This is a genomic window from Salegentibacter agarivorans (assembly GCF_900113135.1).
Classification (GTDB): Bacteria; Bacteroidota; Bacteroidia; order Flavobacteriales; family Flavobacteriaceae; genus Salegentibacter; species Salegentibacter agarivorans.
This window is the reverse complement of record NZ_FOOH01000001.1, coordinates 233,298-247,092: the sequence shown is the minus strand read 5'-3', so window position 1 is coordinate 247,092 and position 13,795 is coordinate 233,298. Positions and strand designations below refer to the sequence as shown.

The 13,795-nt window shown below is 37.2% G+C and carries 9 protein-coding genes; 4 read left to right on the top strand and 5 right to left on the bottom strand.

The genetic code is table 11. From position 1 onward, the window contains the following. Positions 1-140: 140 nt before the first annotated feature. From BM084_RS01020 to BM084_RS01005, 4 genes are read left to right on the top strand one after another with little or no spacing between them, the layout of a single operon-like run. Positions 141-3,059 carry a SusC/RagA family TonB-linked outer membrane protein gene (locus tag BM084_RS01020; RefSeq protein WP_093302145.1) on the top strand — a complete coding sequence of 973 codons (2,919 nt, stop codon included), beginning with the start codon at positions 141-143 and terminating at the stop codon, positions 3,057-3,059. Between the two features lie 24 nt (positions 3,060-3,083). After that, on the top strand, positions 3,084-4,670 hold the full coding sequence (locus BM084_RS01015) for a RagB/SusD family nutrient uptake outer membrane protein (RefSeq protein ID WP_075326374.1): 1,587 nt from the start codon (positions 3,084-3,086) through the stop codon (positions 4,668-4,670). A gap of 18 nt (positions 4,671-4,688) precedes the next feature. Further along, complete coding sequence (locus BM084_RS01010; protein WP_093302142.1) at positions 4,689-5,828, top strand: SusE domain-containing protein; 1,140 nt, start codon at positions 4,689-4,691, stop codon at positions 5,826-5,828. A 57-nt stretch (positions 5,829-5,885) separates the two neighbouring features. Continuing rightward, positions 5,886-7,340, top strand: coding sequence for an alpha-amylase (locus tag BM084_RS01005; RefSeq protein WP_093302136.1), 1,455 nt, complete (start codon positions 5,886-5,888; stop codon positions 7,338-7,340). A gap of 331 nt (positions 7,341-7,671) precedes the next feature. Here BM084_RS01005 and BM084_RS01000 read toward each other — a convergent pair whose 3' ends face one another. The 5 genes from BM084_RS01000 to BM084_RS00980 form a co-directional block, all read right to left on the bottom strand. Further along, on the bottom strand, positions 7,672-8,265 hold the full coding sequence (locus BM084_RS01000) for a 3-keto-disaccharide hydrolase (protein WP_075326364.1): 594 nt from the start codon (positions 8,263-8,265) through the stop codon (positions 7,672-7,674). 53 nt (positions 8,266-8,318) lie between these two features. Continuing rightward, positions 8,319-9,134, bottom strand: coding sequence for a 3-keto-disaccharide hydrolase (locus BM084_RS00995; protein WP_093302134.1), 816 nt, complete (start codon positions 9,132-9,134; stop codon positions 8,319-8,321). Between the two features lie 40 nt (positions 9,135-9,174). Next, positions 9,175-10,518, bottom strand: a complete 1,344-nt coding sequence (locus tag BM084_RS00990; protein WP_093302131.1) for a Gfo/Idh/MocA family protein — start codon at positions 10,516-10,518, stop codon at positions 9,175-9,177. A 100-nt stretch (positions 10,519-10,618) separates the two neighbouring features. Further along, positions 10,619-12,862, bottom strand: a complete 2,244-nt coding sequence (locus BM084_RS00985; RefSeq protein WP_093302129.1) for a LamG domain-containing protein — start codon at positions 12,860-12,862, stop codon at positions 10,619-10,621. Positions 12,863-13,322: 460 nt separating this feature from the next. Continuing rightward, the gene (locus tag BM084_RS00980; protein WP_177195635.1) at positions 13,323-13,697 is read right to left on the bottom strand and encodes a discoidin domain-containing protein; all 375 of its coding nucleotides are present in this window, start codon (positions 13,695-13,697) and stop codon (positions 13,323-13,325) included. Positions 13,698-13,795: the final 98 nt, after the last annotated feature.

The window sequence follows — 13,795 nt, the reverse complement described above, 5'->3', positions numbered from 1 at the left end:
TCAAAAGTTTTCAACACTCAAACGTTTGCGCAAAATACTGGTAAGGGAATGCCTATTTCTTTACATTCTGTTTACATACTTTTAACCTCAGGAAGTAAAAATATAAGCATAATTTTTAGTAAAAATCAATAAAATAATTTATGAAAACACTATTTAAAAGCACGTTGATGTTGCTCTTAATGCTACCAATGAGCTTTTTTGCGCAGGAGACTGTGAGTGGCGTTGTTAGCGAAAGCGCAACCGGCCTTCCAATTCCCGGCGCAAACGTTATTGTAAAAGGAACAACTAATGGTGCAGTCACAGATTTTGATGGTAATTATACCATTCAAAACGTAAGTGAAGACGATATTCTTGTCTTTTCTTTTCTTGGTTTTGCCAGTCAGGAAATTCCTTATGAAGGACAGGCAACTTTAGATGTTCAGTTAGACGAAGATCAGGCTACTTTAGAAGAGGTAGTTCTTATTGGATACGGTAGCACATCTGAACAGGATGCAACAGGATCTGTAGAAAAGATTTCTGCTGAAAGCTTTAACCAGGGAGCAGTAGTTTCACCAGAACAATTAATATCAGGTAAATCGGCCGGGGTTAGAATTACTCCCGGAAGCGGTGAACCAGGTGGTGGTTCTGAAATTAGAATTCGTGGTGGTTCTTCCTTATCGGGTAACAACTCCCCACTTATTGTAGTAGATGGTGTGCCATTAGACCAAAGAGGAGTTCAGGGTGTTAGAAACCAGTTAAACTCCATTAACCCAAATGAAATTGAAGATTTTGTAATTTTAAAAGATGCTGCTGCAACTTCTATTTATGGTTCCAGGGCTTCTAACGGGGTAATCTTAATCACCACCAAAACTGGTAAAAAAGAATCTCCGTTGGCTTTATCTTACGATCTTAAAGTATCTGCCGGAAGGATTATAGATAAGGTAGATGTATTGAATGCCGATCAATTTCGTACTTTAATAAACGAAACCCCGGGAACAGACCCTTCTTTATTGGGAGATGCTAATACCGATTGGCAGGATCAAATTTACCAAACCGCTGTAGGAGCTATTCACAACTTTACGGCAACACAGGGATTTGAAAATTTCACTTACCGTATAAATTACAACCACACTTCACAAACAGGAGTTTTAAAAACCGATGTTTATGAAAGAAACGCTCTTAATATTGCGCTTAACCAGGATTTATTTGATAATCACCTAAAATTATCCTTAACTTCTAAAGGAATTGTAGATGAAAACCGTTTTGCAGATCAGGGTGCTATTGGCTCAGCCGTAGGCTTTGACCCTACCCAACCGGTTTATAATGAGGGAAGTTACTTTGATGGATATTATGAGCACACACTTTCACCTGAACAACAACAAATCCAGGCTACACGTAACCCATTAGCACTTTTAGAGCAATTAGATGGCCGTGGAGTTACTAAAAGAAATATCACCAACCTGAATGCAGAATATAAATTCCATTTCCTTCCGGAATTGAAATTTAATGTAAATGCAGGTTTTGATTATTCAGAGAATGATGGTTATAATAGAAGACCATTAACTTCTGCTGCAAACAACCAGGATATTCCTTATTTTGAAGATTATGGTGGTTTCAACAGAAATACACTTCTGGATTTCTATTTCAATTATAAAAATGATATAGATTTTCTGGATACTGAAATTGATTTAACTGCAGGACATTCTTACCAGGAATTCTTTATTACCAGCCAAACAACTGAAACAGTTTCTAACGATATTCAGGATTTCCCAAGAGATATAAATCGAAATGCATTGGAATCTTACTTTGGTCGTGCCAGTTTTGATATTGCCAATAAATATTTGGTTTCTGGTAGCGTGCGTAGAGATGGTTCTTCAAGATTTGGAGGAGACAATAAATGGAGTATTTTCCCTGCATTATCTGTAGGTTGGAAATTACATAACGAAAACTTCCTTGCAGATTCTAATGTATTGAACCAATTAAAACTTCGTGCAGGATACGGGGTAACCGGTAACCAGGAAATTGGACCTAATTATGGTTACTTCGGAACTTATAACCCAAGTGTAGGTGGAGCGCGATACCAGTTTGGCAATCAATTCTATAACACTTTACGTCCTGAAGCTTACGATTCTGACCTGAAATGGGAAGAATTACAAACCTATAATGTTGGTATAGATTACGGGTTCTTTAATAACAGGATCTCTGGTACCATAGAAGCTTATTACCGTGAAACTGAAGATCTTTTAGCCACAGTACCGGTACCGGCAGGTGCTAACCTTACCGACCTTTTAGTTACCAACGTAGGTAGCACGGTAAGTAAAGGACTTGAATTTGGAATTAATGGTGCAATTATTCAGCAAGAAGATTTCAACTGGGATTTAAATTACAATTTAACTTTCCAGGATTTAGAAATCACCAATTTAACCCTGGGTGACAACCCGAATTTCCAAATTCCACAAGGAGAAATTAGCGGTGGTGTTGGTAACAACATCCAGCTATGGAAAGAAGGCTTTGACCCTACTACCTTTAATGTTTTCCGCCAGGTTTATAATGAAAATGGGCAACCAATAGAAGGTGCTTATGTAGATGTGAACGGGGATAACGAAATTACAGAAGAAGACAGGGTTGCTTATAAAAAAGCCACACCAGATTACTTTATGGGATTAACAAATACTATGAGGTATAAAAACCTTGATTTCAGCTTTACCTTTAGAGGTAACTTCGGAAATTACATGTACAACAACACCCAGTCAAGTAACGGATTTGTAGGCGCAGGTACAGTTACCCCGCAGCCTTACTATTCAAACTTTAATAGCAATGTTTTAGAAAGCAACTTTAACAATAACCAGTTCTTTTCAGACTATTATATTCAAAAGGCTGATTTTGTGAAGCTAGACAACATTTCTGTAGGATATTTATTCCCGGGAGAAGACCTTGATATTAGAACTTCACTAACCGCAACCAATGTATGGACTATAACCGATTATGAAGGTTTAGATCCAGAAATTGCTAACGGTATAGACAACAATTTTTATCCAAGATCTACCACCATTGTACTTGGTTTAAATCTTTCATTTTAAGAAAAAATATATAATAAATTAGTTATGTTAAAAACACTAAAACCATTCTTAATCTTATTTATAAGTGCCGGTTTCCTCTGGTCTTGTGAAGACGATTTAGATTTGCAGCCTGAAGATAACAGGCTCACGGCCGAAACTACATTTGAAGATCCAGCATCTTACAAACAGTTTTTGGCTAAACTTTATGCCGGTCTTGCGGTTAGTGGCCAGGAAGGTCCAGCCGGAGATCCAGACCTTATTGGTCTTGACGAAGGTTTCTCTCAGTATCTTAGATTATACTGGTCTATGCAGGAACTTACTACAGATGAAGCTGTAATTGGCTGGAACGATGGTACAATCCAGGACTTGCACGCCCAAAACTGGACTGCAGGAAACGAGTTTATTAGAACTATGTACTCAAGGATTTTGTACCAGGTTTCTCTTACTAATGAATTTTTAAGACAAAGCACTCCAGAACTTTTAGAGTCTAGAGGCATTGCAGCTGAAGAAAGAGAAAATATAGCCATTTACCGTGCTGAAGCAAGGTTCCTAAGAGCACTTCATTATTATCACGCTTTAGATTTATTTGGTAATGTTCCTTTTGTGACCGAAGAAGACCCTGTAGGAGCTTTTCTTCCGCAGCAAATTCAAAGACCAGAATTATACGATTTTGTAGAAAGTGAACTTTTAGCCATAGAAAGCGAAATTGTAAGCGCTAATTCTAATGAATACGGGCGTGCCGATCAGGCTGCAGTTTGGATGCTGCTTTCTAAACTTTATCTAAATGCTGAAATTTATACCGGTGAGGCTCATTATACTGAAGCTTTAGATTATTCGGAAAGAGTAATTAACGCAAACTATAGTTTAGCAGATGATTACCAAAAATTATTCCTGGCAGATAATGATTCCAATGGAGCACAATCTGAAGTGATCTTCCCTATTACTTTTGATGGGCAGCAAACCAGGTCTTATGGCGGTATGGCATTTATTATTCACGCTGCTGTAGGTGGCGATATGGATCCTGCAGACTTTGGAGTAAGTAGTGGTTGGGCCGGTTTAAGAACCACCGCTGCCCTGGTAGATAAATTTCCAAATGGAGCAGATTCTGAAGATGAAAGAGCACTTTTCTTTACAGAAGGACAAACTAAAGAGATAGATGAAATTTCCAGCTTTAATGATGGCTTTGCCATTACCAAGTTCAAAAATGTTACCGTAGATGGCGAATGGGGATCTGATGATACCGGGGAATTCCCTGATACAGATTTCCCAATGTTTAGACTTGCAGATGCATATTTAATGTATGCTGAAGCCCACCTTAGAGGCGGTGGTGGTAGCCAGGCGGCTGCTTTAGATTATGTAAACGAATTGAGGGAACGAGTTGATGCAGACCAGGTTGGCGCATCAGATCTAAGCTTAAATTTTATATTAGATGAGCGCGCCCGTGAATTATACTGGGAAGCACACAGAAGAACAGATCTTATAAGGTTTAACCAATTTACTGAAAATGGAATTTGGCCATGGAAAGGAGATGTTCCACAGGGAGCAACTACACAAGGTTACAGAAACCTAATGCCTATACCAGCTTCAGACTTAGGAGTTAACACCAATTTAGAACAGAATCCAGGATATTAATTTTATAAAAGAATTAAAATGAAGAAATTTTCAATTTTATTTTTAGCATTTATCGCGCTACTAAGCTTTAGCGCGTGTACACAAGACGATGATATTGTATTCGTTGCCCAACCAGACCCGGAAGGAATTCAGTTTAGCAATTCATTTCAAAACACCTATGTGTTACCATCGGGAAATCCAGACAATCTTGCCGAAAGATTTGTTTGGAACGAAGTAGATTTTAATGCACCTACTACTATTACCTATGAGCTTCAGGGCTCTGCAGATGAAGCTTTTGGAGACTTTATGGTAATAGGAAGTACAGATAATAATAATCTTGGTGTAAGCATTGGCCAAATGAGAGATCTTGCTGAAGATGCAGGTCTTGATAACGATCCTGAAACCGAAGCGCCAAATACTGGCAGCGTTTACTTTAAAGTACGTGCATTTGCCGGTGACGGTGAAGGAAATGCTTTAGAAGAATTTTCTGAAACTATTGGCCTTAATGTAGAGCTACCAGAAGCCGAAGAAGAAGGTGAAGCACCTAAAATGGAACTTTATCTTGTAGGAGATGCCACCGCAGCCGGTTGGGATCCTGCAAACAACAACACTCCTTTGTTTAGAGATGGTGAAAATGAAAATATCTATTACTTTGAAGGAAGATTTGCCGGAGGAGGAGATATAGAAGGTTTCAAATTTTTACAAACTACAGCGTGGCAACCACAATGGGGACTTTCTAATGGTGAACTTACTAACAGTGATATCTTAGGTAATGATCCTAATGCATTCCCGGTAGAAGATGATGCCTATTATTCTCTAATGGTGAATGTTGATGAAATGACTTACACCTGGGAAGAAATAGATGAAAGTGCAGCCGAAGTTCAAACAAACATCGGGATAATTGGCGATGCCACTCCTGGTGCGTGGGATGATGATACTGATATGACTCAGTCTGAATTCAACCCTCATATCTGGTATATCGAAGGAATTGAATTAACTGATGGTGAAGCGAAGTTTAGAGCAGATGACGCATGGGATCTAGATTGGGGTGGAGCAACTCCAGTTAGCGGGGAAACTACAGTAGCTGGACCAAATATTCCAGTGATCGCAGGAACTTACGATGTGTGGTTTAACACACTGGATGGTCGATATATCTTTATCCCACAAGGGGAAGAGTAAAAGACTTAATTAACTAAAAGGGCTGCCGCGTGCAGCCCTTTTTAATTCTTATTAATTATGAAAAAAACTAAATTTTTATTCCCTTTTCTTTTCAGCTTGCTTTTAGTGGTATCTGGCTGTTCTAAAGATGACGATGAAGTTGTTGATGAAACAGATGATATTACCGGTGGCAAAGAACCGGAAGAAACCCCTAATGATCCTGAAGCCTTAGACCTTTCCCAATATTCCAGCGGGCAAAAAGTAATGATGCAAACTTTTTACTGGGATGTAGAACCACGCTTTGAATGGTGGAATAACCTTTCAGATAAAGTTGAAGGCTGGGCAGATACCGGGATAGATAGAATATGGCTTCCCGTAGCTACCAAAGGTCAGTCTGGCGGTTACTCTATGGGCTATGACCCTTCAGATTATTTCGATTTTGGAGAATACGATCAACACGGGACTGTTCCTACACGTTTTGGGACTCGCGAAGAGCTGGAAAATCTTATCTCTAAATCTCATGAGCTGGGCTTAGAGGTGATTGCAGATATCGTTTTAAACCATAATTCGGGCGGCGGCCTGGAATACAATCCATATCGCGAAAAGGATACCTATACCCTATTCAACGAAGAAAATGGAAACGCTTCAGGGATGTTCAATAGAAACTACGAACATTTTCATCCAAACGATGTAAGCCAAAGTGATGAGGGAGATCTTTTCTTTTCTGAACAGGATGTAGATCACGATGTTCCTTATGTACAGGACTGGTTTTGGAAGAATGAAAATTCTGTCGCAAAATATTACAAAAATGAAATGGGTTTTGACGGCTGGCGATTTGATTACGTAAAAGGTTTTGGAACCTGGGTGATTGAAGATTGGATGAACGAAGTTGGCGGATTTGCTGTTGGAGAGAATTTTGACGGAAATGCAGATGTTCTGGTAGACTGGGTTGACGCCACTGGAGTTTCAGCTTTCGATTTTGCTGCCTTCTATAAAATGGAAGAAGCTTTTGATCGTTTTGACGACCTAAATTATTTAGACGGAAATACACTTCGTAAGGTTAATCCTGACAAAGCTGTGACTTTTGTAGCGAATCATGACACCGAAAAAGACGAAAATGAAGACAATCGCATCGCTGCAGAGAATAAAATGAAAGCTTATGCCTATATTCTAACACACGACGGATATCCTACAATTTTCTACTCAGATTACGAAAATGAAGCTTTCAACGAAGAAATTAAGCAGTTAATCGAGATTCATAATAGTCTGGCACTTGGTGATGTAGAAGTACTTCATGTAGATAATAACGAATATGTAATGAAAAGGGAAGGGAATGCTGAAAACCCCGGATTAATTCTATATATTAGCACCGGAAATTCTACAAAACGTAGAAACGTTCAAACTAATTGGAATAACGTTACCTTAATTGATTATAGTGGTAACACAACATACACCCCTACCTCCGATGAAAACGGAATGGCAATAATTGAAGCTCCGGCGAATGGATATTCAATATACTCCATCACGAAATAGGTTTTATTTTGAATTTTCATAGGTGTTAATTCAAAGACTGGCTGGTTGTTAATTCAACCAGCCTCTTTTTTTTTGGAGACATTCGGCTTTTATTTTCTTTTCACTATTCATTTAATCAATTTTTTCTTCCCGGTTTTCTCCTAAATTTATCTATTAACCAAATCAATTACCCTGTCCCAAAAATCAGTCTATTTATTAATTAAGATTATCGCATATTTAAAAAAAGCCGTCTTTCAAAAATTGAAGACGGCTTTCAAACTAAAACACATTATTGAAAAAACTACTTAACTTTATATATTACTGTAATTGAAATCTTTAAATTACTTCTGAATTAAATTTGTTTAAGTTTAATATTTCTCCAGTACACTTTAATCCCTCCCCCATCGTGAATTTGCAAAGCGATTTTACCGGTAGCAGCTCCTATTTTTTCATCAGAAAAATCAACCATTTCCACGCCGTTTAACCAACTGGTTACCTGGTTGCCTTTTACTCTTATCTTTAATTTATTCCATTCTCCATACTTAAGTGCATCTTCTTTTTCTGGGGCTGGTTTAATCAACCAACCACGTCCATAAGATTCATAGATCCCACCTGTATGAAGATTTGGTGGTGCCACTTCTACCTGCCAACCAGCTATCTTGGTGCCTTCAATTTCAGACCTTATAAATACTCCACTATTCCCGTCCGCTTCTTGTTTAAATTCTAAATTCAATTCAAAATCTTTGTAATTTTCTTTAGAGGCAAGATATCCATATGCTTTATCGGGACCGCTTTCTGAGATCAACAATCCATCTTCTACATACCATTTCTCAGTACCATGTATTTTCCATCCTTCCAGATCTTTTCCGTTAAAAAGATCTTTTCCAGATTGACAACCCATAAATGCAATACTCAATAAGATCGCAACTAAACTATTTTTTTTCATTTTATATTTTTTAATATAATTATCCGTTTATCTAATTTTTAGGATAATTGAATTTATAATCTTTTAATTTTAATATTTCTAAACCAGATGGGGCTGGCGTGGTCCTGCAAACCGATATAACCAGACTTAAACTTTGCATAATCGGGACTGCCTTTCCATTTACCTGAATCTCTTTTCTCTTGCCAGTCTTCAGATTTAGGATTGAATGACACTACCATTTCCCCATTAAGCCAATGTTCAACCCTCTCTGGGGTATATACAATCTTACTGGTATTCCACTCTCCAACCGGATTTAATTTTTTCTTTTCAGAATCGGGAGCGTACATCGCATAATCGGCAGCTGTTTTGTTTAATGGCTTTAATTCTGAAAGATTTTCAGTGTGACCAAGACTCTCATTATAACCGGTAAGATCATGGATATTTTCATAATTTTCATCATCTATAAGCTGATATTCAGGAGCTACTTTTGATGGGTTTTCATACCCTTCTTTTACGTGGTAAAAAATCCCGCTATTCCCCCCTTCCGGAAGTTTCCATTCCAGGGAAAGCTCAAAATTATCAAACTCTTCAGCACCATAGATAATATCCCGGCCTCCGGTATAATCTTCTTCTTTTCCAAGGTCAGTTTTATAGGTTAATACATTATCTTCTATGATCCAACCTGGTGGCATCTCTTCTTCACCGTAACCTCGCCAGCCTTCAAGGCTACTACCGTTAAATAAATATTGCCAGTCTCCCTCTTCTTGTTGAGTCTGGACTGTATTTTCCTGATCTTGGTTATTGGTTTCAATTGCTTCCTGTTTTTTATCTGAATTTTTACAGGCAATGGTGGAAACTGCCAAAAACGTGTATACTATTATCTTTTTCATCTGAAATATTTTAGATTGAAGTGTTATATAAACTTAAGGATTAGCCTAGTTTCATATTTTCAGGATCCCAATCTATAAATTCGTTCTTTTTATAACTTTCATTACAAAGCAAAGCCGGAGCTGCCGCGCGAAATCCGAAAACAGGGTCTTCAGCTACGGAACCATTCTCTCGAATTGCGGTAAAGAAATTAGCAAAATGATCGTAATGCGCTCCTTTATAACCGTTTTGCGCTTTATAAATGGTTTCCAGTGGTGGAACCAATTTTTTGCGGTCTGGTCTTCCAGATTCTTCTTTAGCTTTTTCTGCTAAAAATGGATCATCGCTTTCACCACCAGCATTGCGTTTTAAGGTTAGACTATCCCAGGCTATATCCATAGATCCTTTACTTCCTACCAGTTTTAAGAACGTACTACCACTGGTGCCGTCTACGAAATTACAACGCAGGGAAAGGTTAAAAGCCGGATGTTGTTTAGTATCGGGATAATCAAACATTCCTAAAAGTACGTCCGGAACTTCCCGTCCATCATCCCAATGACGTAAACCTCCAGTGGCTGCAATTTTGTTAGGTCCATAAGAGTTCGTGATAAAATGCAGGCTGGAAAATAAATGCACAAACAAATCACCCGCCATTCCTGTTCCATAGTCTAAATAGTTACGCCATCTAAAAAAGCGTAAAGGGTCGAAAGGCCGATCTTCACTGATGGAGATATATTTCTCCCAATCTACGGTTTGAGTAGAAGCATCATCTGGAATAGGATATTGCCAGGCCCCAAATGCGGAATTACGAGCCCAGAAACCTTCGGCATAATTTAAAGTTCCTATTGCGCCTGCCGCCAATAATTCTTTAGCCTTTTCATTGCCTAGAGAAGACATCCCTTGGCTACCTACCATATAAATTTTACCGGATTTCTTCCAGGCTTTTATTATTTCGTTACCTTCCTCTACGCTGTGTACCATCGGTTTCTCACAATACACATGTTTACCTGCATTTAAGGCGTCAACACTCATTTTTTTATGCCAGAAATCTGGAGTTCCTATAATAACTGCGTCAATATCACTGCGTTTTAAAATTTCCTTATAATCTTTGGTAACAAACAAGCTGTTTCCCCAACGCTGTTTTGATTCTTCCAACCTGGCATCGTATAAATCACAAACGGCAAGTAAATTAATATTGTCATGGCTTAAAGCAGTAGTAGTATCTGCCACTCCCATTCCCCCGGCACCTATTAAGGCGATATTTAAGGTTTTGTTACCAGTAAATTTAGTTTGCCGGTTAAGTAAATTTACCGGTTTCGTTTCGGAAGCAAAGCTTGAAGGGATAATGGCAGCAGTGGCTCCTGCTACTCCCAATTTTTTAATAAAAGAACGTCTATTATTCTCCATAGTTATTAGATAGATTTATTTTTTTAACTGCGTAAATCTAACCGGGGAAGACGTAATATTAAGGGTAATAAAAGGGGTAATAAGCCCGAAAATTTCTGATTTATTTAACTAATTTCATAAATTCCGGGTCAATAGTCTCATTATAATAAGTTTCGTAAAGTTTTTTATAGTTTTCAACGGTCTTCTTTGCGGAACCGTATTTTTCCTGTTGTAATAAACAGGAAACTTTTTTCCTAACTGCAGGTTCAAATAAAGGATCTACCACCAGAATAGCTTCAATAACTTCAATCTTTCTCGAATTATCTAAAACTTCGTTTTCCAGGAACGGAGTTAACAGGTCTAATACCCTGGAATTATATTCTGCTTTAATAGCATCCAGCCATTCTACCTCTACCTGGGGAAGTAAAGGTCCTTTAGAAACAATTCTGGCAAATTCAATAGCATGAATCTCAGAATGAATTTCCTTTTCTGATGACCAAAAATCAGGTAGTACATTATTTAAGATAAAAACGTCTACTTTACCTGGTTCTGAAAATTGAAATTTCCATTTTTTATCTTCAAATAAAATTTCAGCATCAAGCTGCTTTTCCAGGGTTTTTCTCAATTCTTTTATTTGAGTACTTCTATTATTTTTTTTGTTTTCAGATGGAAAACCCGGCCACAGGATATCGCTTAGCTTTTTTGAAGTGATCCCACCATCGCGTAGCGTAAATAGTAAAATCAAGATTAATAATTCTCTCCGTTTTGGAGGTAATTTTGATGTAATATCTTCTCCCTTTTTATTCCACACCTTAAACCCATTTAATAAGTTAATGCTGTTTAGTTTGATATTTTGCTGAACTGGAGCCAGGGGTTTTTCCTCCGGGATCTGGGTTTCTGGTTTTACTGTTGGCTTTCTTCGGAAAATAAAGAATGCGGGGATGATTAAAATCAAAAAAAGACCCGATAAATACAACCAATTATTGGTAAAAAAAGAATGCTGATCGCTACCCGTTTTTTTCAAATAAACACTTTTGATTTCATCATCACTTAATGCTCTATCCCATATTTTTAAATCACTCATTAGCCCGGAATAGTATTGACCCCAGAGATTTGTTCCTATAAGTAAGGCATGATCGGTCTGCCGAATATCCGAGGCAGCAATTTCCTCTACCAAGCTCCCATTTACATATACATGGAGTTTTTGTGTGGGCACATATACGAAGGCCACATGGCTCCACTCTCCTTTTTTGATTACAGCTTTTGAGGTAGTATGATCTTTAATTCCAGTAGTAGTAAATTGTAACCTACCATCATAAATTTTTGCTGAGAAAGCTTCCCCCTTTCCAATTAAACTAAAACTTCCATCTACCTCATCTGGTTTTATCCAGGCGCTAATACTTATTTCTTCCAGCCTATCCTCCGGTCTACTCCTAATGTCTATATAACTCGAGGAACCGTTAAAAATACTGACGCGTTTATCTCTAAATGTATCTTTTTCAAACTCAACATCAGTAGCGGTGCTTTTATCATCCTTATTGGCTAAATTAGCCACTTGTCCATCCAGGGGCAGGGAATACCTTAACTTTTCCTCTATCTCATATTTTATGGCCCGAAATGTTTTTGGTCCTGAAATTCTTCTGTTTTCATCGGTAAAATTATAGATATCAGGAGAGAACATAAATCCCCTTTTTTGGGGTGATAAGGTAGAAGCACTGGTCCTAAAAACACCACAAGTTTCCAGATGGGGGAATTCTTTCCAACCAACTTTGTTTAATTCTTCATTATTATAAGTAATCCTAGCTTTATATATTGGCTTCTTATAAAATTCTTTTTTTAAATACTCAATATCTTTGATAAAAGGTGAAGAAATAATATCGGGAACCACTCCTTTGCTGAAAAGTAGTTCTTCAAGAAAAAAATCAATTTCTTTTTTACTTTTTAAACTATCAACGGAAATTAGATTAAATTCTTTGCAAACCTCAATCTCGGATAATGAATCGCTTACAAAAGGAATATAATTTAGTTGATTTGTTTCAATTCCAATAATTTCATTTTCTTTAGAAGAACCTGGCGGTTTTGTAAAAATTTTGAGAGAATCGTCTAAAAAATCCTGTAGTTTTTCTCTGTGGCGATTATACAGTAAAAGAACCTGGCGCTGTGTACTCAAAAGTTGATTAAAACCGTCTTCATTATTTTTTAATTCCGAGACAGCATCAAAGTAAAATGTATTATATCCTTTTTGTAAATCAGATAAAGGATTAGAACTACCAGTTTTTAAAAGCCACAAAGAATCAGGGTGTTTGTCCTGTCCAAAAGTGCAAACACTCCACACAATGAATACAAAAATGAAGAATCTCTTCATAATTTACTAATAGAAGGTTTTTCTGAGGGAGAAAGTTAGTGAAAAAAGCCAGAGTTTTAGAGTCTTTTCGCTGATCTATCTCTCAATTTCTTCCAATTATTTGGTACTTAAAAGTTAAGAGAAATGTAATCTTATAAATAACTGTTTAATACATAATCTATTGAAATATGAAATTTTCAACTCCAGATTTGGGTGTTATAGGTACCTTACGGAGAAGATATTCTCCAATTTTTTAGCTAAATTAAAGGATTTGAAGATTCTTCTAACACAGCTTATGCATTATTGAAATTGCATTGTACCCAATAGTTATAATTAACTTTGGAATCGCCTACTTCAGAAACATCAAGTGTAGATTATAGACCAGTATATCAATTAAAGAATAAAATAATTGAGCAGCCTCAGGTTGTAAACCTGCTAATTCCCATTTTTATTGTCCTAATACTTCTGCTTGACAATCTTATCATTCTGTAATTACTCCTATTTCAGCAATTCCAAAAACTTCCGTATCATCAGCACTTCGTTTCCCTACGAATTTAAAATATCGTGCCTTTGTCGTTTTAAATTCAATAAGCTGTTCTATAGGGTTATTTTTAATATTTGAAAATTCACCCTCACTAACCTTCTGCCATTGTTTTCCGTTTTCGCTAAGCATAAATTCATAATCTGCAATTACACCTTGTAGCCATCTACTTTGTTGGGGTAAATAAGTAAATCCTTTTAAATTATAGGTTTTACCGAGGTCTACTATTACCTCCTGCGGAAGTTTCCCTTGTTTTGTCCATACTGAATTTTCATCGGCATCAATAATTTTTTCTGCATCATCATTTTCATTCAATACTTTCCAATCCTTCTTGGGTATATCCAGACTAATGTTGGAAACTTCACTATATGAATTAGTTCCGGGGTTATATGCTACCGCTATTACACGGGTAG

Coding starts and splice junctions, on each gene's coding strand:
- BM084_RS01000 (WP_075326364.1), bottom strand. CDS start 8,265: ATGAAAAAAAATAGTTTAGTTGCGATCTTATTGAGTATTGCATTTATG.
- BM084_RS00995 (WP_093302134.1), bottom strand. CDS start 9,134: ATGAAAAAGATAATAGTATACACGTTTTTGGCAGTTTCCACCATTGCC.
- BM084_RS01010 (WP_093302142.1), top strand. CDS start 4,689: ATGAAGAAATTTTCAATTTTATTTTTAGCATTTATCGCGCTACTAAGC.
- BM084_RS00990 (WP_093302131.1), bottom strand. CDS start 10,518: ATGGAGAATAATAGACGTTCTTTTATTAAAAAATTGGGAGTAGCAGGA.
- BM084_RS01005 (WP_093302136.1), top strand. CDS start 5,886: ATGAAAAAAACTAAATTTTTATTCCCTTTTCTTTTCAGCTTGCTTTTA.
- BM084_RS01020 (WP_093302145.1), top strand. CDS start 141: ATGAAAACACTATTTAAAAGCACGTTGATGTTGCTCTTAATGCTACCA.
- BM084_RS01015 (WP_075326374.1), top strand. CDS start 3,084: ATGTTAAAAACACTAAAACCATTCTTAATCTTATTTATAAGTGCCGGT.
- BM084_RS00985 (WP_093302129.1), bottom strand. CDS start 12,862: ATGAAGAGATTCTTCATTTTTGTATTCATTGTGTGGAGTGTTTGCACT.